General features: G+C 70.8%; 23 protein-coding genes and 1 pseudogene. 15 read left to right on the plus strand and 9 right to left on the minus strand.

Going from position 1 to position 19,939, the window contains the following annotated elements:
- Positions 1-86: 86 nt before the first annotated feature.
- A complete protein-coding gene (xth, locus tag VF522_RS11830; RefSeq protein WP_330908466.1) occupies positions 87-890 on the minus strand; it encodes an exodeoxyribonuclease III in 804 nt (267 codons plus the stop codon).
- Between the two features lie 86 nt (positions 891-976).
- Between xth and VF522_RS11835 the strand changes: the two genes are divergently transcribed.
- Positions 977-1,180, plus strand: a complete 204-nt coding sequence (locus tag VF522_RS11835; protein ID WP_330908467.1) for a hypothetical protein — start codon at positions 977-979, stop codon at positions 1,178-1,180.
- Here VF522_RS11835 and VF522_RS11840 read toward each other — a convergent pair.
- The gene (locus tag VF522_RS11840) at positions 1,177-1,413 is read right to left on the minus strand and encodes a hypothetical protein (protein ID WP_330908468.1); all 237 of its coding nucleotides are present in this window, start codon (positions 1,411-1,413) and stop codon (positions 1,177-1,179) included. The two genes, VF522_RS11835 and VF522_RS11840, sit on opposite strands and share 4 nt — an antisense overlap.
- A 59-nt stretch (positions 1,414-1,472) precedes the next feature.
- Here VF522_RS11840 and VF522_RS11845 point away from each other — a divergent pair, with 59 nt between their 5' ends.
- From VF522_RS11845 to VF522_RS11860, 4 genes are all read left to right on the plus strand, one after another.
- On the plus strand, positions 1,473-1,934 hold the full coding sequence (locus VF522_RS11845) for a hypothetical protein (RefSeq protein ID WP_330908469.1): 462 nt from the start codon (positions 1,473-1,475) through the stop codon (positions 1,932-1,934).
- A gap of 35 nt (positions 1,935-1,969) precedes the next feature.
- A complete protein-coding gene (locus VF522_RS11850; protein WP_330908470.1) occupies positions 1,970-2,140 on the plus strand; it encodes a hypothetical protein in 171 nt (56 codons plus the stop codon).
- Between the two features lie 107 nt (positions 2,141-2,247).
- Positions 2,248-3,201 carry a Ku protein gene (locus VF522_RS11855; RefSeq protein ID WP_330908471.1) on the plus strand — a complete coding sequence of 318 codons (954 nt, stop codon included), beginning with the start codon at positions 2,248-2,250 and terminating at the stop codon, positions 3,199-3,201.
- Between the two features lie 14 nt (positions 3,202-3,215).
- Positions 3,216-3,899 (plus strand): hypothetical protein, encoded by a 684-nt coding sequence (locus tag VF522_RS11860; RefSeq protein ID WP_330908472.1) that lies wholly within the window; start codon positions 3,216-3,218, stop codon positions 3,897-3,899.
- Here VF522_RS11860 and VF522_RS11865 read toward each other — a convergent pair.
- Together VF522_RS11865 and VF522_RS11870 are read right to left on the minus strand one after the other, a co-directional pair.
- Positions 3,832-4,236 carry an SRPBCC family protein gene (locus VF522_RS11865; RefSeq protein ID WP_330908473.1) on the minus strand — a complete coding sequence of 135 codons (405 nt, stop codon included), beginning with the start codon at positions 4,234-4,236 and terminating at the stop codon, positions 3,832-3,834. The genes VF522_RS11860 and VF522_RS11865 overlap by 68 nt on opposite strands.
- On the minus strand, positions 4,236-5,189 hold the full coding sequence (locus VF522_RS11870) for a LysR substrate-binding domain-containing protein (protein ID WP_330908474.1): 954 nt from the start codon (positions 5,187-5,189) through the stop codon (positions 4,236-4,238). The genes VF522_RS11865 and VF522_RS11870 overlap by 1 nt, the downstream gene beginning before the upstream one ends.
- An 82-nt stretch (positions 5,190-5,271) precedes the next feature.
- Between VF522_RS11870 and VF522_RS11875 the strand changes: the two genes are divergently transcribed.
- Positions 5,272-5,592 (plus strand): DUF2917 domain-containing protein, encoded by a 321-nt coding sequence (locus tag VF522_RS11875; RefSeq protein WP_330908475.1) that lies wholly within the window; start codon positions 5,272-5,274, stop codon positions 5,590-5,592.
- Here VF522_RS11875 and VF522_RS11880 read toward each other — a convergent pair.
- Positions 5,496-6,239: an aldolase gene (locus tag VF522_RS11880; protein ID WP_330908476.1), complete on the minus strand. Its 744-nt coding sequence runs from the start codon at positions 6,237-6,239 to the stop codon at positions 5,496-5,498. The two genes, VF522_RS11875 and VF522_RS11880, sit on opposite strands and share 97 nt — an antisense overlap.
- A gap of 145 nt (positions 6,240-6,384) precedes the next feature.
- On the opposite strand from VF522_RS11880, the gene VF522_RS11885 reads away from it, so the two are divergent.
- From VF522_RS11885 to VF522_RS11910, 6 genes are all read left to right on the plus strand, one after another.
- Entirely contained in the window at positions 6,385-6,567 is a 183-nt protein-coding gene (locus tag VF522_RS11885; RefSeq protein ID WP_330908477.1) for a hypothetical protein, read from the plus strand.
- A 187-nt stretch (positions 6,568-6,754) separates the two neighbouring features.
- Positions 6,755-7,333: a biliverdin-producing heme oxygenase gene (locus VF522_RS11890; RefSeq protein WP_330908478.1), complete on the plus strand. Its 579-nt coding sequence runs from the start codon at positions 6,755-6,757 to the stop codon at positions 7,331-7,333.
- The gene (locus tag VF522_RS11895; protein WP_330908479.1) at positions 7,311-9,527 is read left to right on the plus strand and encodes an ATP-binding protein; all 2,217 of its coding nucleotides are present in this window, start codon (positions 7,311-7,313) and stop codon (positions 9,525-9,527) included. Before VF522_RS11890 ends, VF522_RS11895 begins: the two co-directional genes overlap by 23 nt.
- A complete protein-coding gene (locus tag VF522_RS11900; protein ID WP_330908480.1) occupies positions 9,527-9,985 on the plus strand; it encodes a response regulator in 459 nt (152 codons plus the stop codon). Before VF522_RS11895 ends, VF522_RS11900 begins: the two co-directional genes overlap by 1 nt.
- Positions 9,978-11,927, plus strand: a complete 1,950-nt coding sequence (locus VF522_RS11905) for a hybrid sensor histidine kinase/response regulator (protein WP_330908481.1) — start codon at positions 9,978-9,980, stop codon at positions 11,925-11,927. Before VF522_RS11900 ends, VF522_RS11905 begins: the two co-directional genes overlap by 8 nt.
- A 118-nt stretch (positions 11,928-12,045) precedes the next feature.
- A complete protein-coding gene (locus VF522_RS11910) occupies positions 12,046-12,345 on the plus strand; it encodes a hypothetical protein (protein ID WP_330908482.1) in 300 nt (99 codons plus the stop codon).
- Positions 12,346-12,405: 60 nt separating this feature from the next.
- Here VF522_RS11910 and VF522_RS11915 read toward each other — a convergent pair whose 3' ends face one another.
- Positions 12,406-13,185, minus strand: a complete 780-nt coding sequence (locus VF522_RS11915; protein WP_330908483.1) for a transglutaminase family protein — start codon at positions 13,183-13,185, stop codon at positions 12,406-12,408.
- A 185-nt stretch (positions 13,186-13,370) separates the two neighbouring features.
- Between VF522_RS11915 and VF522_RS11920 the strand changes: the two genes are divergently transcribed.
- Positions 13,371-15,335, plus strand: a complete 1,965-nt coding sequence (locus VF522_RS11920) for a hybrid sensor histidine kinase/response regulator (protein ID WP_330908484.1) — start codon at positions 13,371-13,373, stop codon at positions 15,333-15,335.
- A gap of 12 nt (positions 15,336-15,347) precedes the next feature.
- Here the strand turns inward: VF522_RS11920 and VF522_RS11925 are convergent, their stop codons facing one another.
- Both VF522_RS11925 and VF522_RS11930 read right to left on the minus strand, forming a co-directional pair.
- Positions 15,348-17,690 carry a DUF3482 domain-containing protein gene (locus tag VF522_RS11925; RefSeq protein WP_330908485.1) on the minus strand — a complete coding sequence of 781 codons (2,343 nt, stop codon included), beginning with the start codon at positions 17,688-17,690 and terminating at the stop codon, positions 15,348-15,350.
- A gap of 97 nt (positions 17,691-17,787) precedes the next feature.
- Positions 17,788-17,967 carry a DUF3606 domain-containing protein gene (locus VF522_RS11930; protein ID WP_330908486.1) on the minus strand — a complete coding sequence of 60 codons (180 nt, stop codon included), beginning with the start codon at positions 17,965-17,967 and terminating at the stop codon, positions 17,788-17,790.
- Positions 17,968-18,213: 246 nt separating this feature from the next.
- On the opposite strand from VF522_RS11930, the gene VF522_RS11935 reads away from it, so the two are divergent.
- Complete coding sequence (locus tag VF522_RS11935) at positions 18,214-18,417, plus strand: hypothetical protein (protein ID WP_330908487.1); 204 nt, start codon at positions 18,214-18,216, stop codon at positions 18,415-18,417.
- Positions 18,418-18,464: 47 nt separating this feature from the next.
- Positions 18,465-19,046 (plus strand): hypothetical protein, encoded by a 582-nt coding sequence (locus tag VF522_RS11940; RefSeq protein WP_330908488.1) that lies wholly within the window; start codon positions 18,465-18,467, stop codon positions 19,044-19,046.
- An 86-nt stretch (positions 19,047-19,132) separates the two neighbouring features.
- On the opposite strand, the pseudogene VF522_RS11945 reads toward VF522_RS11940, so the two are convergent.
- A pseudogene (locus VF522_RS11945) lies at positions 19,133-19,939 on the minus strand (AAA family ATPase); the annotation flags it as partial.

Consider the following 19,939-nt stretch of genomic DNA (forward strand, 5'->3'; position numbering starts at 1 on the left):
TAACCGAATGAAACCACGGCCGGGCAAACCGACGCGATAGGGAAAACGGCGGAGCAGCTAGGTGAATTGCCTAAACAGCGGCAGGGTCATCGGCGGGCCGCCTTCTTCGCTGCAGGTTTCAGCTCCAGCTCCACCCAGGTCGGCGCATGGTCGCTCGCCTTCTCCTCCCCGCGCACCCAGGCGTCCACGCCCGCGGCGCGCAACGCGGGCGCGAGGGTGCGATTCAGCAGCAGGTGGTCGATGCGCAGGCCGGCATTGCGTTGCCAGTGCTGGCGGAAGTAGTCCCAGAAGGTGTAGACCGGCTCGTCCGGATGGAGCTGCCGGATCGCGTCGGTCCAGCCCTGCGCGAGCAGGCGCTGGTAGCACTCGCGGGTCTCCGGCTGCAGCAGCGCGTCCTTGCGCCAGGACTTCGGGTTGTAGATGTCCGCATCGGTGGGCACCACGTTGTAGTCGCCGCAGAGGACCACCGGATGGTCGGAGCCGACCAGCGTCTGCGCATGGGCATTCAGCTTCTCGAACCACGCGAGCTTGTAGTCGAACTTCGGGCCGGGTTGCGGATTGCCGTTGGGGAGATAGAGGCAACCGACGACGACGCCGTCGACGGCGGCTTCGAGGTAGCGGCTCTGGTCGTCGGCCTCCATGCCCGGCAGCGCGCGCCGCACTTCCACCGGCGTGGCGCCGCGCGCGAGGATGGCCACGCCGTTCCAGGAACGCTGTCCCTTCCACAAGGCGCCGTAGCCGGCGTCGCGGATCGCATCGGCGGGGAAGCCTTCGTCGATCGACTTGAGCTCCTGCAGGCAGGCGACGTCCGGCTGCTCGCGCTCGAGCCAGCGCAGCAGGTGCGCGAGGCGCGTCTTGATGCCGTTGACGTTGAAGGTGGCGATCTTCATCGATGGCTTCCGCTGCGGCCCGATCCTACAGAGGGACGATCGGTCGCGGGGTAGATTGGGCCGCGACATCAGCAGGAGAACAGTCCATGCCCGTTCCCAAGGACAGGTCGAAGCACAGCGGCGACGTCCATCCGCCCGAAGTCGAGGACACCGGCCCGGCCGGTGCCGAGGACACCGAGATCGAAAGCACGCCCGGCAAGGGCGAGAACCAGGCCGGATTCCTCAAGGACCGCGACGGCATGGGCACGACACGCGACAAGGACAGCGACAGCGACAGCGACAAGGGCTAGCGCTTGAGGCGGTCGTCGAGGCGGCGCCGGCTGAAGGCCTCGGCGCCGCCGCTGCCGCCGCCGTCGGGAAAGTCGTGCGGGTCCAGCGGCCCTTTTCCCTTCTTCTTCGCGCCCTGGGGCGCCTCGACGATCGTGCTCGCCGAGTTCTCGCCGTGGCCGGAACCCGCGGGCACGGAAGACGTCGGCCGTTCGCCGAGCTTGGCGTGGCTGGAACGTGTATCGTGGGACTTCATGGCGGAAAATTAGCCAAGGGCCTTGCACGCGACTGTCGGACAAGCCCGCGTACCGGACCATGAAGATCGCCCTTGCCCTCGCCCTCACCCTGGCGGCGCTCGCGCCGGCCGGCGCGCAGCAGGACGACCCGCTCAAGTCCGAAGCGTGCGCCGCCGCGCTCGCGCGGTTGAAGGCGGCCCACGATGCCCCCGCCGCGCCGGCCTCGGTGCAGGACCTGCGCACGGCCGCGGCCGGCGCCTGTCTCGGCAACGCCTCTGCGCCAACGCGGCCCTCGCGCGTGCTGCAGGCGCCGACGGTGGTGCCCCCGACGCAGATCGAACTGCCGCAGCCGGTCGCCCCCTTGCCCGCCCCGGTCCTGCCGCCGCCGCCGGTGGCGATCCAGCGCCCCGCGGTACCGGCCACCTGCGATGCGGGCGGATGCTGGACCAACGACGGCAGCCAGCTGCGCCAGTTGCCGCCCGGAGGGGCCGGGCCCAGGGGCCTCTGCTTCCCGCAGGGCGGCATGGTGTATTGTCCGTAGCCCTGCAATCCACTATCCACAAGGAAACCACAAAGATGGGCACCAAGCTCGTGACCGAAGCCGACCGCAAGCGCACCCTGACGCCGAACACCGCCGAAGGCCTGCGCCTCTCGAAGGAAAGCACCGGCCAGAAGATCAGCCGCGCACGCGGCACCGCGACGCGCAGCAAGAAGAACCCGGGCAAGCGCTCCCACAAGGGCGGCTGAGCCACCCGGTGCCGGGCGCCTCGCGCGCCCTGCACCCGGTCCCTGTGCCGTCCTACAGCGCGCGCCCGGGGCCTCACCTACGGTGGATGGGCTGCAAAGGAAGACGCATGCCCGCACCCACCAGTTCCCGCACCCTCTGGAAAGGCGCCATCAGCTTCGGGCTGGTGCACATCCCCGTGACGCTGCATTCGGCCACGGCCGAAAGCCGCATGAAATTCAACCTGCTGAACAAGTCCACCATGACGCGCGTGGGCAACCAGCAGGTGGACAAGGCCACCGGCGAAGCGGCGGCCAGGGAAGAGATCGTCAAGGGCTTCGAGGTCGAGAAGGACCAGTACGTCGTCCTGTCGCCCGAGGAGATCAAGGCGGCCCTGCCCCGCTCCACCCAGACGATCGACATCGAAGCCTTCGTCGACCGCGAGCAGATCCCCAGCGTCTTCTTCCACAAGCCGTACTTCGTGAGCCCGGCCGGCAAGGGCGGGCAGAAGCCCTTCGCGCTGCTGCGCGAAACGCTGGAGCGCACAGGCAAGGTCGGCATCGCGAAGGTGGTGATCTCCACCAAGCAGCACCTGGCGATGCTGCTGCCGCAAGGACAAGGCCTGGTGCTCAACCTGCTGCGCTGGTCGGACGAAGTGCGCGACACCGCGGGCCTCGCCTGGCCCGGCGAGGACGTCAAGGTCAGCGCCGCCGAACTCAAGATGGCCGAACAACTGGTGGACGCGATGGCCGGCGACTGGCAGCCGGACCTGTTCCACGACGAATTCCGCGAGAAGCTGATGGCGCTGGTGGAACGGAAGTCGAAGGAAGGCGGCCTGCGCGCCGTCGCCCCGCTGCCGGGCGAGGACGTCGCCGAGAGCGCCGAAGTCATCGACCTCACCGAGCTGCTGCGCCGCAGCCTCAAGGGCAACGCGCCCGCCGCCGCGACCGCGAAGAAGACGGCCGCACGGCGGGAGGAAGCAGCGAACGACGAAGCCGCCCCGCTGAAGAAGGCGGCGGCGCGCAAGACCGCGACCACCGCGCGCGCCTCCACCAAGCCATCGGCGCGGCGCAAGAGCGGCTGATCCCGGAGCGTCCCATGAGGTTTCCGGCCTTGCTGCTGGCGGTGGCGGCCGCGCTCGCCGCGTGCGATCGCGGCGCGCCTGCCCACGACACTTCGGTGCTCGGAGCCCGGGGCCCGGCCCAGGCGCCCGGCGGCGTCGCATCTCCCCTCACCGATGCGCGGGGCCGCGCCATTCCTGCGCCGCCCGCACCGGCGACGGCGCGGGTGCAAGCCGTGCGATCGGGCGAAGAAGCCGCCCTCGCGCTCTGGCTGCAGGACGGCCGCGTGATGGCGTCGTCGTGGACGCGCGACGGCGGCTGGACCCCGGCGCGTGCACTGGAGGAGATCTACGGCCAGGCCAGCGACCCGCAGCTGGCGAGCAACGGCCAGGGCCAGGCGATGGCCGTGTGGCGCCACACCGTCGGCAAGATCGAGAGCCTGCGCTTCAGCCACCACGGCCAGGACGGCTGGACCGCGCCCGACGTGATGCCGGGCGCGCTGCCGCGGCCGGACGACCGCACCGGCACGCGCGACGCGCCGCGCCTGCGGATGGATGCGCAAGGCGATGTCGTGGCCGAATGGGCCAGCGGCTTTCAAGCAAACGAATCGCAGACGGCGCGCTGGACCGGCAGCGAGGGCTGGAGCCGCGCGGCTAGCGAGCCGGCGGCGCCAGCGCCGTCCGCATCGCCTGCGCTCCCTGCTCCATCATCTGCCCGATAGCCGGCGCCAGCGCGTCGGGCAGCAGGTCGGTGATCCACACGAAGCGGCTGCGCCCCGGGCCGGTCTCGAGCACCTGCGCCGAGGCATTGTGGTGCGTCGCGCGGCCACCGACGGCGGTGTAGGCGATGCGTCTTTGCGCATCGTCCAGGCCGACGAGCCGTTCGCGCACCTGCATGCCGTTGAAGAAGGTGACGAGCCGCACCGCGCCCTCCTCCTCGGCCACGCTTTGCGTGACGAAGCCGGCCGCGAGGCGGTCCACGGCGCCGAAATCCCGCAGCGCCTTCCAGACGGTGTCCGCATCGAGCGGCACCTCGAATTCCTTGCGGATGGTGGCCATCAGGCCCTCCTTTCAGCGGGAACCGATTCGGCCCGGGCCTCGGCCACGAGCCAGTCGGCGAACGCCAGCGCATGCGCGTTGTGCGCGCCATGCGCCGACAGGGTGACGAAGTAGCCGCGCCGCGAAGCGGCGGGCGTGCGGAAGGGCGCGACCAGTTGGCGGCTGCGCAGCAGGCCGGACAGCAGCGGCAGCCGCCCGATGACGACGCCCTGCCCCGCCACCGCGGCGGCGACCGCCTCGCCATAGCGCGTGAAGCGCAGCGTGTGCGCCATGCGCACGGAGGCGAGTCCCATCAGGCGCAGCCACGGCTCCCAGTCGACGGTGAGCGGCGCGTCGTGCATCTCCACGGTCAGCAGCGTGTGGCGTTCGAGATCCGCCGGCGTCTTCAGCGGCCGCGCCGGGTCGCGCAGCAGCTTCGGAGAGCACATCGGCTGCACTTCCTCCTCGAACAGCAGCGGCCCCGCGCCTTGCGCGCTCGGCACGAAGCGCACCGCCAGGTCGACGTTGCTGCGCTCCAGGTCGACCAGTTCGAGCGTCGCCGAGATGCGCACTTCCACCTCCGGGTGCGCCGCGGTGAAGCGCGTGAGCCGCGGAATCAGCCAGAAGGAAGCGAAGCCCGGCGTGCAGGTGATGGTGAGTTCCTGGCGCGCCGCGGTGCTGCGCACGCGCGCGGCGGCGTCGCGCAGGCGCTCCAGGCTGTCCTCCACCGCGCGATGCAGCACGCGGCCGGCCTCGGTCAGCGCCAGCGCACGGTGCCGCCGCTCGAACAGGGCGGCGCCGACGCTGTCTTCCAGCTGCCGGATCTGCCGGCTCACCGCCGACTGCGACAGCGCGAGCTCGCCGCCGGCACGGGTGAAGCTCAGGTGGCGCGCCGCCGCCTCGAAGGTGTGCAGCAGGTCCAGGCGCAGTTGCCGGGACCGCGGCTCCATCGCTTTCGCATTCGCTGGATGCATGCGAACCATGCAAAACCACCGTTTCTCACGGGGAGGAGCGGCCAGTATATTGATTCGCACCATGCATGCCAAGGAGCCCGCGATGCTTCCAGGACCGACCATCTCCCTGCCGGCGCGCCAGCTGTTCGCGCTGCCCGACGCCAGCGCCGCCCGCATCCTTTGCACGGCCGGCTGCCTGTGGATCACGGTCGACCACGACCTGCGCGACGTGATCCTGCGGCCCGGCGACAGCTTCGAAGGCGAAGATGCGCGCCGCGCCCTGCTCTACGCGACGGAGCCGTCCACCTTCACGCTGCTGGCGCAGCCTCAGCGCAGCGAGCGCCGCAGGCTCTCGAAGAACAGCTCCGACTGGAGCCGCTCGCCCATCGTCTGGGCGGCGACGCGCGCGGCGAGCTCCGACTGAACCGGCTGCAGCGGCCGGCCGGTCGACAGCGCCAGCACCTGCGCCTGGCAGGCCCGCTCCAGGTAGTAGAGGTCGTCGAAGGCGTACGACACCTTCTCGCCGCAGACGATCACCCCGTGGTTGCCGAGGAACGCCACGTCCGCCCCCTGCATGGCGCGGGCGATGCGCTCGCCCTCGCCGGCGTCGAGGGCGAGCCCGTTGTACGCGGCGTCGACCGCCACCCGCCCGTAAAAGCGCATCGCGTTCTGGGACAGCGCCGGGTCCAGCCCGCGCAGGTCCGTGAGGGTGAGCGCGGTCGCGTACGGCATGTGGGTGTGCATCACGCAGGCCTTGCCCGCGATGCGGTGCACGGCGGCGTGGATGAACAGCGCCGTCGGTTCGATCTCGTGGCTGCCCGCCAGCCGCCGGCCCTGCGCGTCGACCAGCACGATGTCGTGCCCCTGCACCTCGCCCCAGTGCAGGCCGCGCGGATTGAGCAGGAACCAGTCGGGCCGCTGCGGCAAGGCGACGCTGAAATGGTTGCACACGCCTTCGCCCAGCCCGTGGTGGGCGGCAGCGCGCAATGCCAGCGCCAGGTCGTTGCGCAGCGCGCGCAGGTCGGACCGATGGAACAGGGCCTGGGCTTCGTCGGGCGCGGCGTCTTGCATGGGGGTCACCTCCTGGCCGGCATCGTAACGGTCGCGCGTTCCGCTGGATGAGGTCTTGTCCTACCCTGCCCATGCTGGGGGACTGACAGGCTGAGCTGGCGCAAGGTCCAGACTGCCGGACAACCACAGCCTGGAGACACCAGCCGTGAAACGCTCGCAGCGCACCGGGTCAGGCAAGCCTCCCGGCAAGCAGGAGGACAAGCCCCTGTGGCCCCTGGAGCGCCATAGCGGCGAGGGCTCCGCGAGCGCGCTGGAGGTGTTGCAGAAGATCGAGAAGCGGCGCGTGAGCAGCAAGCCCGCCGATCCGCACGAAGACCCGAAGCGCTGATCTCCCGGGCGCATCCCGCATGTGTTGGCATGCACACATGGATGCACATGTCATTGCCATGCCTCGGCACGTGGCGGGACGTCGTCCTACACACGCGTCGGCCGCGAGATGACAGGATCGCCGCATCCCCCTTCGCGTCACGACCCGGTTCCATTCCTTGCTTGCCCTGCCCCGATCCCATCCCGACTTGCAAGGTCCCCTGCCGCAATTGCGTACGGCGACGCGCGAGCACCATGCCCGCATCGATCGCCTGATGGACCTGCGCCGCATGCGCGATCGCCGGCACTACGCCGAGGTCCTGCGCGTATTCGATGCCTTCCTGGCGGCCTGGGAGCCCGCGGTGATCGCGGCGCTGCCGGCTCGCTGGCATGGCTGGCTGCAGGCGCGTTCGCGCCGGCCCTTCCTGCGCGCCGACCTGCAGGCACTGGGCGTCCCGCCCGGCCCGCGCGATGCCGGGGTCCCCGCCCTGGCCGGCGCCGCGGCGGCCTGGGGTTCCCTGTACGTGATGGAAGGCTCCGCCCTCGGCGGCCAGGCGATCGCGCGCAGCCTCGCCGACGCGGGCCTGCGGCCCGGGCTCGGAAGCGCCTATTTCCATGGCTGGGGCGAAGCGACGGGGGCGATGTGGCGCGAATTCCGCGCCCTGCTGGATGCGCAGCTCGCCGGGCCCGGCGCCGTCGGCGATGCCTGCGACGCCGCCTGCCGCACCTTCGATACCTTGTCCAACCTCCTCGAAATCTCGTTGCATGAGCGCACTCCCGCTGCCTGACCTCGCGCAGTGCGCGGACGAACCGATCCGCGTGCCCGGCGCGATCCAGCCGCACGGCCGCCTGATCGCGCTCGCGGCGGATTCGGGCAAGGTGCTCGCCTACAGCGCCAACTGGCCGTCCGAAAAAGCGGCGCGCGACGCCATCGCGGGCCTGCCCGTCGACAGCGGCCGGCTGCAACCGGGGCGCGGTCCATCCTGGATCGGCACGCTGCCGGTGGACGGCCGGAGTTACGACGTCGCCGCGCACCGCGAGGGCGACGTCGTGCTGGTCGAATACGAGCCGGGTGGCGGGGTCGCCAACCTGCACGCGCCGATCTACACCGTGGCGCGCGACCTGCTGCCCCTGCTGCAGGAGGCGGTTTCCATTTCCGGCCTGTGCCAGTCGGTGGCGCGCGAGATGAAGCGGCTGACCGGCTTCGGCCGCTGCCTGATCTACCGCTTCGACGCCGACGGCCACGGCGAAGTGCTCGCCGAGCGCCGCGACGAAGGCTACGACTCGTATGCGGGACACCGCTTCCCGGCGAGCGACGTGCCGGCGCAGGCGCGCGAGTTGTACCGCGCCAACCACATCCGGCTGATCCCCGATGCCTCGTACACGCCGGTGCCCTTGCTGGCGGCGGCCGGCGCCGCCGATCCCGCGCCGCTGGACCTGAGCTTCGCGGCGCTGCGCAGCGTCTCGCCGGTGCACCTCGAATACATGCGCAACATGGGCACGGCCGCATCGATGTCGGTGTCCATCGTCGTCGGCGGCCGGCTGTGGGGGCTGATCTCCTGCCACGACCGGGACCCGAAGCACCTGTCGTTCCAGACGCGCGTGGCTTGCGAGCACCTCGGGCGCTTGCTGTCGCTGCAGATCCAGGCCCAGGAAGACAACGCCGAGGTGGCGCAGCGGCTCGCCCTGCACCAGCGCGTGCTCACCGTGGTGGCCCTGATGGCCGAAACCGACGGCACGCTGCAGCGGCTCACCGATCCCGAACTGGCAATCCACGACCTGGCCGGCGCGGCCGGCGCCGCCGTGGTCCTCAACGACACCTGCTGGAGCATCGGCACGACGCCGCCGGTGGACGCGATGCGGCAGCTCGCCCACTGGATCGTCGACCGCGGCGAGGACCTGTTCGTGACCGACCGGCTGCCGCAGGTCTACGCCGGGGGCGACGCCCTCCTGCCGCAATGCGCGGGCGTGCTCGCCGTCTCGATCTCGCAGGTCCACCGCCACGTGGCGATGTGGTTCCGGCCCGAGCTCGTGCAGACCATCCGGTGGGCCGGCGATCCGCGCAAGACCCTGCCGGCCGCCGGCCGCATCCATCCGCGCCAGAGCTTCGAGAGCTGGCAGGAGCGCGTGCGTGGCCGCAGCGCGCCCTGGCTGCTCGCGCAACAGGCCGCGGTGAGCGAGCTGCGGCAGGCGCTGCTCTCCCTGGTGCTGCGCCGCGCCGAGGAGATGGCGGGGCACGCCATCGAGCTGGGGCGCGTCAACAAGGAACTGGAAGCCTTCAGCTACACGGTGTCGCACGACCTGCGCGCGCCGATGCGCCACATCGCCGGCTACGTGGACCTGGTGATGGAGGACAACGCGCACAAGCTCGACGAGCGCGCGCACCGCTACCTGCGCCACGTGAAGGACGCCGCCTCCTATGCCGGCCAGCTGGTCGACGCGCTGCTGGACTTCTCGCGCCTGGGCCGCTCCGGGCTGAAGCCCTCGCAGGTGGACAGCCGGCTGGTGGTGGAAGACCTCATCGAGGAACTGCGGCAGCAGGAAGGGGGCCGGCGCATCGAATGGGAAGTGCAGCCGCAGCTGCCGCGCCTGTGGGCCGACCCGCTGCTGCTCCAGGTGGCCGTCCGCAACCTGCTGGCCAACGCGGTCAAGTACACGCGGGGCCGCGACCCGGCGCGCATCCGGGTCGCCGCGGTGGCGCTGCCTGGCGGCCAGGGCCTGGAGATCACCGACAACGGAGTGGGCTTCCCGATGAAGTACGTCGGCAAGCTGTTCGGCGTCTTCCAGCGGCTGCACCGGACCGAGGACTTCGACGGCACCGGCATCGGGCTGGCCAACGTCAAGCGGATCGTCGAACGCCATGGCGGCCTCGTCTGGGCGCGCGGCGAACCGGACCGCGGCGCCACCTTCGGCTTCGTGCTGCCGCCCCATCCCCCCAAGAACAACGATGCGCCCGGCGCGCGCAACGAGGAGCCTGCCTGATGCTCAAGCCCATCCTGCTGGTCGAGGACGACCCGCGCGACCTCGAACTGACCCTCGTGGCGCTGGAACGCAGCCAGCTCGCGAACGAGGTGATCATCGTGCGCGACGGCGAAGCCGCCCTGGAATACCTCACCCGCGGCGGCGAGTACGCCTCGCGCTCCGAGGGCAACCCCGCCGTGATCCTGCTGGACCTCAAGCTGCCCAAGGTCAACGGGCTGGAGGTGCTGCAGACCGTGCGCAACACGGAGCCGCTGCGCAGCGTCCCGGTGGTGATGCTCACCTCCTCGCACGAGGAGTCGGACGTCCTGCGCAGCTACCAGCTGGGCGTCAACGCCTACGTGGTCAAGCCGGTGGAGTTCAAGCAGTTCGTCGAGGCCATCGCGGATCTCGGCATCTTCTGGGCGGTGCTCAACGAGCCGCCGCCGGGTTCCCTGCGCACGAGGCGCCGGCATGAGTGACGCGGCGGCGGCCGAGGGGCGCCCCCTGCGCGCACTGCTCGTCGAGGACTCGCGCCTCGACGTGGAGCTGCTGCGCGTGCAGCTGGAGCGCGCCTGGCCGGGCGTCGACCTGACGGTCCTGCGCGACGAGGCCGCCTTCGTCGACGCGCTGGGCGCTGGCGACTGGGACGCGATCCTGTCCGATTACGAGCTGCCCGGCTTCACCGGTTCCGACCTCCTGGACCACCGCAACCGGATCGCCGCGGCCACGCCCTTCATCTTCGTCTCGGGCGTGATCGGCGAGGACAACGCGGTGGAGCTCCTCAAGCGCGGCGCGACGGACTACGTCAGCAAGGCGCGGCTCGCCCGCCTCGGGCCGGTGCTCAAACGCGCGATGCGCGAGGTGCGCGAGCGGCGCGCTCGCGAGGAGGCCGAGCGCCAGCTGCAGCAGGCGGACGTCACCTTCGCCAAGGTGGTCGACGGGCTGCGCGACTACGGGGTGATCCTGCTGGCCGAGGACGGCAGCATCCAGTCCTGGAACCGCGCGGCGCGCGAGGTGTTCGGCTGGGACGCCCGCGAGGTGATCGGCCGGTCCGCCGCCCTGCTGTTCCCGCCCGAGGCGCAGCCCGAATGCGCGTTGCAGCAGGAATTGCGGCAGGCCCGCGCCAGCGGCAAGGCCAGCGACAACCGCTGGCTGGTGGCGAAGGACGGCCGCCGGCTGTGGGCCGAAGGCGTGGTCACCGCACTCGACGACCGGCACGGCGGCCCGGGCGGCTTCTGCAAGCTGGTGCACGACCGCACCGAAGGCTACCTCGCGGCGGAGAAGCTGCGCGCCGCCAAGGAAGAAGCCGACCGCGCCAACCAGGCGAAGGACCGTTTCCTCGCCGTGCTGTCGCACGAGCTGCGCACGCCGCTCGCCCCGATCACCACCGCGGTGCACGTGCTGGAGAAGGCGGCGCAACTCGACGCGCGCCACCGCGACCTGCTGCCCATGATCCGGCGCAACGTGGCGCTGGAAGCCCGCCTGATCGACGACCTGCTGGATCTCACGGCGATCGGCGCCGGCAAGGTGAACCTGCGCCGCGAGCACGTCGACATGCACCACCTCGCCCGCGCCGTCGTCACGATGGTCGCGGAGACGCTGGAGCAGAAGTCCATCCGGCTCGAGCTGGAGCTCGATGCACGCTCTCCCCATGTCGACGCGGACCAGGCCCGCATGCAGCAGGTGCTGTGGAACATCATCCGCAACGCCGCCAAGTTCACCCCCGAGGGCGGTCGCATCCTGATCCGCACCGAAGACCGCGGCGGCGACTTCGTGCTGGCCTGCACCGACTCCGGCATCGGCATCGCGCCCGAGGCGCTGCCGCGCATCTTCAGACCCTTCGAGCAGGCGGATGCCGAGGTCTCGCGCAGCTACGGCGGCCTCGGTCTCGGCCTCGCGATCGCGCACGGCCTGATGGCGCAGCACGGCGGAGAGATCCACGCGAACAGCGAGGGCCGCGGCCACGGCGCGACCTTCACGATCACCCTGCCCTGCGCGGCGGCGCCGCAGTCGCCGTCGGCCCATCGGGTACCGGTCGACACCCCCGCGAGCGACCGCAAGCGCGTGCTGCTGGTGGAGGACAACGAGGATGCGGCCGTGGCGCTCGCGATGTGCCTGGAGGAGTACGGCTACGTCGTGCAGCACGTGGCGACCTGCGCCGCGGCGCTGAGCACCGCGCGTGCGGGCCGGTTCGACGCGGTGCTGACGGACCTGGGCCTGCCCGACGGCAGCGGCATCGACGTCGGCCGCGCGCTGTCCAGGGACCTGCCGGTGCTCGCGCTGAGCGGTTACGGCCGCGAGCAGGACCGCGCCCGCTCCGCCGAGGCCGGCTTCGTGGCCCACCTGGTCAAGCCTGCGGATCCCGCCGAAGTCCATGCCAAGCTCAGCGAGGTGCTGTCGGGCCAGTCCCTCGACGCGTAGGTCCGCGCCAAGCACATCGGGTTGTCCGCGTCGGACGGCCGATGCCGTCCGGGTCTTACAGCCGGGCTTTCGGAGGCTGCCCATACTTCCGGGCATACAAACCCAAGGGAGTCTAGCCATGCGTAAAACCGTTTTCGTGATTGCCGGCCTGGTGTCCGCCGCCTCGTTCGCCCTGGTGGGCTGCGACGTGCAGAAGACGCAGGAAGGCAACGTCGATGCCCCGAAGTACGAAGTGTCCAAGACCCAGGACGGCGACGTGACGCTGCCGAAGTACGACGTCACCGCCCCGAGCGTGGACGTCACGACCGAGAAGAAGGACGTCAACGTTCCGAAGGTGGGCGTGTACACGGAGAAGGAAACGCTGACGGTGCCGAAGGTGGAAGTCACTCCGGCCGACGAGAAGGCCGCCAAGAAGTAAGCCGGGTGCTGCCTGGTTCCGGGGGCCGGCCTTGCCGGCCCTTTTTCATGCGCGCGCCGTTCACACGGCGACGACGCTCACCTCCATGTCCGTGATCTCCAGCGGCCCGTAGTTGGAGAGGAAGGCCACGTCGGCCGCGTCGCGCCCGTGGGCGACGACGATGCGGCCCCCGCGCGGACGGGCCTGGGTCGCGTCGAAGGCATACCAGCGGCCGCCCAGGAAGACCTCGTACCAGGCGTGCATGTCCATCGGGTCGAGCTTGTGCAGGTAGCCGACCACCACCCGCGCCGGCAGCAGCAGGCTGCGGCACAGGGCCACGCCGACATGCGCGAAGTCGCGGCAGACGCCGGCGCGCTGGTCCAGCGTGTCGAGCGCGCAGGTGCTTTCCTCGCTCACGCCATAGCTGTATTCGATGTTGTCGCGGATCCACTCGGCGATCCGCTGGGCCTGCGGGTAGCCGGGGGCGCAGCCCTGCACGATGGCCTTGGCGCGCTCTTCCATCTTGTCGCTCGGGCAGTAGCGGCTTTGCAGCAGGTAGACGAGCGTTTCGTCGGGCAGCTGCGCGGGCGGGACGCGCGGTGCGCGGCGGTCCACGGCGATCTGCTCGGCGACCTCGACCTCGTGTTCCACCGTGAGCACGCTGTCCCCCTGCGGCAACGTGAAGCGCTGGCACAGGTTGCCGAAGCCATCCACGTACTCGCTGGCGGGCACGGTGGGCGAGATCTCGTAACGCTCCGCGACGACCCACTGGTCGGGGCCGCTGCGCGGCCGGAGGATGGCGGCGAGGGGACAGTCTTCCTCGCAGTGGATGGCGATGCGGTTGCGGGTGCGGAGTCTCATGGGCGTGCGCGCGGATGATGAGCCATTGGCGATGGCTCTGCCGTAGGAGCGGCCCCTGCGCGCCGGCGAGGTGTTTTCCGGCACGCGTGCAGGACAACTCCGCTACCTGAACCGCCCGGCCCAACCGTGGTCCGGGCAAGCCTTAGACTCCGGCCTGCCGGTGCGCTGTCCGGCCCATTCACGCCGTGCCACATTCCGCCATCCCCGCCCAGATCCTCCTCGTCGACGACCAGCCCGCGAACCTGCTCGCGATGGAGGCCGCGCTGGATACCCTGGGCGTGGACATGGTGCGCGCCCAGTCCGGTCCCGAGGCGCTGGCCGCGCTCGACAGGCAGGACTTCGCCGCCGTGCTGCTGGACGTGCGCATGCCCGGCATGGACGGCTTCGAGGTGGCGCGCGAGATCCGTTCGCGGCCCCGCTCCCGTTTCACCCCGATCCTGTTCGTCACGGCCGGTGACGATCCGGACGACGCGATGCGCTCGGCCTACGCGCTCGGCGCCGTCGACTTCCTGGCCAAGCCGCTGCGCACCGAGATGCTCAAGGCCAAGGTCGGCGTCTTCGTCGAGCTGTACCGCAGCAAGGAAGAACTGCGGGCCCGCGAACGGCGCGACTTCGAGCAGAAGCTAGAAGCGAAGGAAGAGCGCTACCGGGCGCTGTTCGAGTCGATCGACGAAGGCTTCTGCGTGATCAAGCTGCTGCGCGACGCCCCCGGCAGCGTGCGCGACTACCGCTTCGAGGAAGCGAACGAGGCCTTCGCAAGCCACACCGGGCTCGCCGATGCGGTCGGCAAGACGGTGCGCGACATGGTGCCGGGCCACGACGCGCACTGGTTCGAGATCTACGACCGCGTGGCGCGGTCCGGCGAGGCCACCCGCTTCGTGCAGGAGGCCAAGGCGATGAACCGCTGGTTCGACGTCTATGCCACGCGGCTGGGCGGCCCCGGCAGCGACCTGGTCGCGGTGCTGTTCTCCGACATCACGCAGCGGCTCGTCGCCGAACAGGACATGCGGCGGCTCAACGAGGAGCTCGCCCACGCCAACCGGCGCAAGACGGAGTTCCTGGCGACGCTGGCGCACGAGCTGCGCAATCCCCTCGCGCCGCTGTCCAACGGCCTGCACCTGATGCGCATGGCCGGCAGCAAGCCGGAGCTGATGGAAAAGACGCGCCTGATGATGGAGCGGCAGATCCAGCACATGGTCCACCTGGTCGACGACCTGCTGGACGTGGCGCGCATCAGCACTGGCAAGGTCGAACTGCGCCGCCAGCGCATCGACTTGAAGGACATCATCGCGACCGCGGTGGAGACCAGCGCCTCGCTGGTCGACTCCAGCGGCCACAAGCTCACGGTGGAGGTCCCGCCGCAGCCGCTGCCCATCGACGCCGATCCCACGCGCATCGCGCAGGTGGTCAGCAATCTCCTGAACAATGCCGCCAAGTACACGCCGCAGGGGGGCCGCATCGCCCTCAGGGTCGGGGTGGAAAACGGCGAGGCGGTCCTGTCCGTGACGGACAATGGCATCGGGCTCGAACCCGAGGCCCTGACCAAGGTGTTCGAGATGTTCGCCCAGGTGCCCGGCGCGGGCAAGCCGCAGGGCGGACTCGGCATCGGATTGTCGCTGGTGCAGAGCCTGGTGGCGCTGCATGGCGGCAGCGTGTCGGCCGCCAGCCCCGGCGCCGGCGAAGGCAGCACATTCAGCGTGCGCCTGCCGCTTTCGGAGGGAAAAGACATGAACCCAGAGTCCAGCTCCGCTTCCGCAACCACCAAACCCGGCCAGCTCCAGGTGCTGGTCGTCGACGACAACACCGACGCCGCCGAAAGCCTCGGCGTGCTGCTGGACATCGAGGGCCACGCCGCGCACATCGCGCACAACGGCGCCGAGGCCCTGCAGCTCGCGCAGTCCCAGCCGCTCGACGTGGTGTTCCTCGACATCGGCCTGCCCGACATGACCGGCTACGACGTCGCCCGGCGCATGCGCCTGCTGCCCAACATGCAGAAGACGCTGCTGGTGGCGCTCACCGGCTGGGGCACGCAGGACGACCGCCAGCGCACGCGCGAAGCCGGCTTCGACCGGCACCTCACGAAACCGGCGGAACTGCCGGCGGTGGAGGAGCTGCTGCGCGCGGCAGCCGCGGCGAAGAACGCCGGCTAGGCAGGCGCCGCCCTAGACGCGGGCGAGCAATCCCCGCGCGATCTCTTCCAGTTCGAACGCGAGCGGCGAGACGGCGGTCGCCGGATCGCCCGCGATGCGCGCCTGCTGCCAGCGCGCGGCGAGCTCCATGCGGCGCGCCTCCACCGCGGCGATCACCTCGCTGCGCCAGGCCGCGGGCGCTGCTTCCTCGCCTTCGCGCACGGTTCGGTGCGCCACCACCAGGTAGGCGAGCAGCAGGCCCTCGGTGAAGTTCTGCAGCAGCTCGTCGCCCAGCTGCACCTGCGGCTGGCCGCTGACGCTGGAGCGATTGCGCCAGGCCGCGGCGGCGAAGGCGGTGCCGCCGCCGATCAGCGCGCCCAGCGCCGTCGCCGCCCCCAGCGTCAGGCCGCCAGTGAGCAGGTCCAGCCCGGCCCCCATCGCCGCGCCCGTGGCGGCGCCGGCCATGCCGGCCTGCGGCGTGTCGACGGGCTGGTGCTCGGTGAAGCCGCCGTCCACGCGCGCCGCGGGCACGGGCGCCAGGGGCGTGCCGCTGCGATGCAACTGCACCAGTTCCGCGAAGAAGGCCGCCTCGCCGGCGCGCAACCTTTGCAGCAGCGCGGCCCGGGCGCCCTCGCGGGCACGCTGCGCCACGTCGCGCTCGGCGGCGCTCACCAGCTGGCGCAGGCTCACCGGCGCGCTGCCCACCTCCTCGCTGTCGCGCGCCGCGCGCACGAGTTCCGAGGCCAGCATGCGCATCGCCTCGGCGAAGCGCGCCGCCTGGCGGTCCTTCCAGGCCGCCGCGATCCGCTCGAAGCCGGCGCGCTTGCCCGAAGGGATGCGTGCCAGCACGGCGTCCAGCAGCAGCGCATCGCGCCCCCAATGGCCCACGGCCTCTTCCAGCGGCAGGACGTCGGCGGCGAGACCCAGCCGATGCACCGCGGAGCGGTAATCCGGCGCGTCCTGCGGCGCCAGCACGATCGCGGGCTGCGCGACCCAATGCAGCAGGCGCATCAGCTCCTGCAGGTCCGCCGGGCGGCCGGGCACCACCAGCATCACGTCGGTCTCGGACAACGCGGAATGCACGGCGTCGCGCTCCTGCGCCCGTGCCGGCGCGCGGAAACGACCGAGCAGGTCCTGCAGCCAGGCCTGCGCCGCGGCCGGGCCGCCCGCATGCGCGGCGAGCGCCGGCGCCGGCGGCCGGAACCCGGGGGGCACGTCGAGCACGCGCAGCACGTCGCCCCGCGCGGTGCCCAGCACGTTCCAGTCTTCGGGGTCGCGCGTTGGCGAGCGGTCGGCGACTTCCCGCAGCATCCGCATCACGGCTTCGCGCCCGCGTCCTTGCGCCGCGACCATCGCGAAGGTCACGCGCGCCGGACTCACGCGCGCCAGCACCTGCACGTAGTAGGGATCGCGCAGGTCGATCGCGATCGCGCGGCTGCGGCGCCGGCGCTGCCAGGCGGCCCAGGCCGCGAGCAGCAGGCGCGGCACGATCACCGCCACGAACAGCAGCGCGACGTACATCCACACCCAGCGGCGCGCCTCGTCGACGCCGATGTCGGCGCCGGAGCGGAAGGCCATGCGCTGCAGGTCGCCCACGCTGAAGGGCTCGAACGGAAGCAGCGCCACCACGGGCGCGAACAGCGCGCTGAGGAAGGCGTGCACCTGCTGCACGCCCAGCAGCGTGCTTTCCCAGCCGACGCGGTATTCGCGCACCACGCCGCCGAGGACGATCGAGAAGGCGAGCCCCAGCGCCCAGCCGGCGGCGGAGAGGTGCAGCAGCTGCTTCCACCAGAGCCATTGCTGCGCGCCGGCGGCCCGCAGCCACTGCTCGTGGAACCGCGCCAGGACGTCCGCGCGCAGGCGCCCGGTGCGGCGCCGGCCCGCGGGCACGCCCGACAGCCAGCGCTGCACGGCCGCCACCGGCGTGCGCTGCCACCAGCGCGCCGGCAGCACCGCCGACACCAGCAGCAGCAGGTACATCGCGAGATTCCAGGCCAGCACGCCGAGCAGCGGCGGCGACAGCATGTTGACCTGGTGCGGGTTGTCGATGCGGTCGAGGACCGTTCCCAGGACGACGGCGGCGAGCGGCAGGCCCACGGTCAGCCAGGGCCTCCAGGACTCGCGGTCCTGCAGCGCCGCCACCCGCGGATTGCGGTTCTCCACGGCCTGCAGCACGCGGCGCGCGCGCTGCTGCAGGTATTCGCCGAAGTCGATCGCGCCGGCCGTGCGCCGGCTGGATTCAGCCGCTTCCTGCTCGAGCCGGTCGCGTTCGGGCTCGCTCAGCAGCTTGCCCTGCGTATCCACATCGTCGATCGCGCGCACCAGCACCAGCTGGCGCGCACGGGCCTCGTCGAGATGCAGGATTCCGTCTTCCACCGTGGCCAGAGTCTAGGGCGCGGCCGGGCACGCATGACGCGTGGACACAAGCGGTAACCGTTCTACATGGATTTTCCGGGCGGCCCCGCCCGGAGCTTCAGCGCGCCTGGCGCAGGAAGCGGCGCACGTTGTCGGGGTCGTGGCCCACATAGGTCACGGCGTGCTCCAGTTCGTCCTCGCTGCATCCCAGCCAGTTGCACCAGTTGCGGCGTTCCCATTCGGGCTCCAGGTGGATCAGGAGCTGCTCGGTACCCATCTTGTTGGCGTCTTCGGACATGGTCTTTATCCCCCTTTTCCGATGCGTTCAGATTAGTGGAGGCGCCGGGATGGCGCGGCAGGACACTCCAGCGCGCTGCCGTGCGACCACGTGTTGGCGGGGCGTAGGACGCTCGGCCGGGCTTGCGCCTGCCGGGGGCGCATGCGGCTGTCCCCGCGTAGCGGGCGTCCTGCCCCCGCCTGGGCGCTGCGACTACAGGCCCGCCGCGCGCCGGCGGCGAGGATGCGGCGAACAGGGAGATTCACCATGCTGCTGCGCAAGCTGTTCGTCTTCGCCGTCACTTCCGGCATCGCGAAGAAGGCCTGGGACCATTACCGCGGGCCGAAGCAGACGCTGCCCGTCGACATCACCGAGGTGGTCGCCCGGCCCGTGGCGACGGCCGACCCCGCCGAGCGCCGCGGCATGCGCAGGATCGGCGCGCGCCGCCGCCGCGAAGGACCGGCCGCGTAGCGGGGGGCCGTAACGAGGGCGTTACGTCGGGGCATTACACTGCCGCGATGTTCCAGAAATCCCTGCTGATCCTCGCGATCGCCGCCGCAGCCAGCGCACCCGCGCTGGCCCAATCCACCCCGGGCAAGAAGGAAGCCGTCGCGCGCATCCTGAAAGTGCAGCAGCCCGGCATCGAGAACATGGCCCGTGCCCTGGTGCAGGATTCGGTCGTCCCGCTGATGGACGCCGCCGGTGGGGCACTGCAGCAGCGCGTGGCCGCCGACAAGCGCGAAGCCCTGGGCAAGGAGATGCAGGCCGAGGCCCGCAAGTACGTGGACGACACCTCCACGATGGTGCGCGACCGCGCCGTCAAGCTCGCGCCGACCACCGTCGGCCCGCTGCTGGAGGAAAAGTTCAGCGAGGAGGAACTCAAGCAGCTCGCGACGCTGCTGGAGTCGCCGGTGCTGGCCAAGTTCAACGCCCTCGGCAACGACATCCAGCGCACCATGGTGGAAAAGCTGGTGGCCGAGACCCGCCCGCAGGTGGAGCCCAAGCTGCGCGCGCTGGAAGACAGCTTCGCCAAGAAGCTGGGCGTGCCGCCGCCGAACGCCGCCGCCGCCCCGGCCAAGCCGGCCGCGCCCAAGAAGTAAAGCCTCCCGTTATCCCCGCGGAGGCGGGAATGACGAAGAAAAAAAGCGGCCCTGCGGGGCCGCTTTTCACTTGCCGTTCGATCGGCTCAGGCCGCCTCGTCGGACGCCGGCAGCGCGTTGTTCGTCGCGCCGTTCAGGCCCACCTTGCTGTTGAAGGTGAAGCAGGCCGCCTCGAAGGCGCGGATCTCGTGCAGCGCATCCTTCAGGCTCATCTCGCTTTGCTCCATCAGCTTGCCCGCGAGGTGCTCGGTGAGCGGCTTCAGGCGCGCCAGCGTGGCCTTGGTCTCGCCGTAGAGACGCTCGCTCTGCATCTCCATGATCGAGCGGGTCTCTTCGTCCACCGTGCGGCTGCTGCCCTCGTTGAGCGCGCCGAAGTTCAGGCGCGTCTTGCGGTACATGCCCATCTCGGCCACCGCGTGGTGCAGCAGCTTGGTGACGCGCGTGATGTCGTTGTGGGCGCCGTTGGTGGTGCCCTCCTCGCCGAAGAACAGTTCCTCGTTGGCCATGCCGCCCAGCAGCACGCGCACGTCGTGCTCGATGTCGGACTTGGTCTTCAGCAGGTTGTTGCCCTGCTTGTGGAAGACGAAGCCCAGCGCGTTGTTGCGCGGGTTGGCCTTCAGCGAGATCTTGATGGTCTTCATCTCGCCGAGGATCTTTTCCCAGTCGCCGCCGGCCTTCTTGCGCTCCAGCTCGAAGTCGACGAGGAAGTGGCCCCACTCGTGGATCGCGATGATGCGGCGGTCGCGCTCGCGCTCCTTGGTGGTGTTGCCGTTGACGTTGCCCACCAGCACGCGCTCGCCGGCCTGCATCAGCGTGTCGGCGTCGATCAGGTCGCCCGCCTGCACCGCGGTGATGCCGGCCTGGTTGACGATCGTCTCCAGGTCCGCCGGGCT

It is taken from the genome of Ramlibacter sp. (assembly GCF_036383835.1).
Classification (GTDB): Bacteria; Pseudomonadota; Gammaproteobacteria; order Burkholderiales; family Burkholderiaceae_C; genus Ramlibacter.

Excerpts from the sequence above, each read along its gene's own strand:
- VF522_RS11935 (WP_330908487.1), top strand. The coding sequence starts at position 18,214 with ATGCTGCTGCGCAAGCTGTTCGTCTTCGCCGTCACTTCCGGCATCGCG.
- VF522_RS11850 (WP_330908470.1), top strand. The coding sequence starts at position 1,970 with ATGGGCACCAAGCTCGTGACCGAAGCCGACCGCAAGCGCACCCTGACG.
- VF522_RS11845 (WP_330908469.1), top strand. The coding sequence starts at position 1,473 with ATGAAGATCGCCCTTGCCCTCGCCCTCACCCTGGCGGCGCTCGCGCCG.
- VF522_RS11910 (WP_330908482.1), top strand. The coding sequence starts at position 12,046 with ATGCGTAAAACCGTTTTCGTGATTGCCGGCCTGGTGTCCGCCGCCTCG.
- VF522_RS11870 (WP_330908474.1), bottom strand. The coding sequence starts at position 5,189 with ATGCATCCAGCGAATGCGAAAGCGATGGAGCCGCGGTCCCGGCAACTG.
- VF522_RS11875 (WP_330908475.1), top strand. The coding sequence starts at position 5,272 with ATGCTTCCAGGACCGACCATCTCCCTGCCGGCGCGCCAGCTGTTCGCG.
- VF522_RS11860 (WP_330908472.1), top strand. The coding sequence starts at position 3,216 with ATGAGGTTTCCGGCCTTGCTGCTGGCGGTGGCGGCCGCGCTCGCCGCG.
- VF522_RS11835 (WP_330908467.1), top strand. The coding sequence starts at position 977 with ATGCCCGTTCCCAAGGACAGGTCGAAGCACAGCGGCGACGTCCATCCG.
- xth (WP_330908466.1), bottom strand. The coding sequence starts at position 890 with ATGAAGATCGCCACCTTCAACGTCAACGGCATCAAGACGCGCCTCGCG.
- VF522_RS11940 (WP_330908488.1), top strand. The coding sequence starts at position 18,465 with ATGTTCCAGAAATCCCTGCTGATCCTCGCGATCGCCGCCGCAGCCAGC.
- VF522_RS11865 (WP_330908473.1), bottom strand. The coding sequence starts at position 4,236 with ATGGCCACCATCCGCAAGGAATTCGAGGTGCCGCTCGATGCGGACACC.
- VF522_RS11900 (WP_330908480.1), top strand. The coding sequence starts at position 9,527 with ATGCTCAAGCCCATCCTGCTGGTCGAGGACGACCCGCGCGACCTCGAA.
- VF522_RS11855 (WP_330908471.1), top strand. The coding sequence starts at position 2,248 with ATGCCCGCACCCACCAGTTCCCGCACCCTCTGGAAAGGCGCCATCAGC.
- VF522_RS11905 (WP_330908481.1), top strand. The coding sequence starts at position 9,978 with ATGAGTGACGCGGCGGCGGCCGAGGGGCGCCCCCTGCGCGCACTGCTC.
- VF522_RS11895 (WP_330908479.1), top strand. The coding sequence starts at position 7,311 with ATGAGCGCACTCCCGCTGCCTGACCTCGCGCAGTGCGCGGACGAACCG.
- VF522_RS11840 (WP_330908468.1), bottom strand. The coding sequence starts at position 1,413 with ATGAAGTCCCACGATACACGTTCCAGCCACGCCAAGCTCGGCGAACGG.
- VF522_RS11915 (WP_330908483.1), bottom strand. The coding sequence starts at position 13,185 with ATGAGACTCCGCACCCGCAACCGCATCGCCATCCACTGCGAGGAAGAC.
- VF522_RS11880 (WP_330908476.1), bottom strand. The coding sequence starts at position 6,239 with ATGCAAGACGCCGCGCCCGACGAAGCCCAGGCCCTGTTCCATCGGTCC.
- VF522_RS11930 (WP_330908486.1), bottom strand. The coding sequence starts at position 17,967 with ATGTCCGAAGACGCCAACAAGATGGGTACCGAGCAGCTCCTGATCCAC.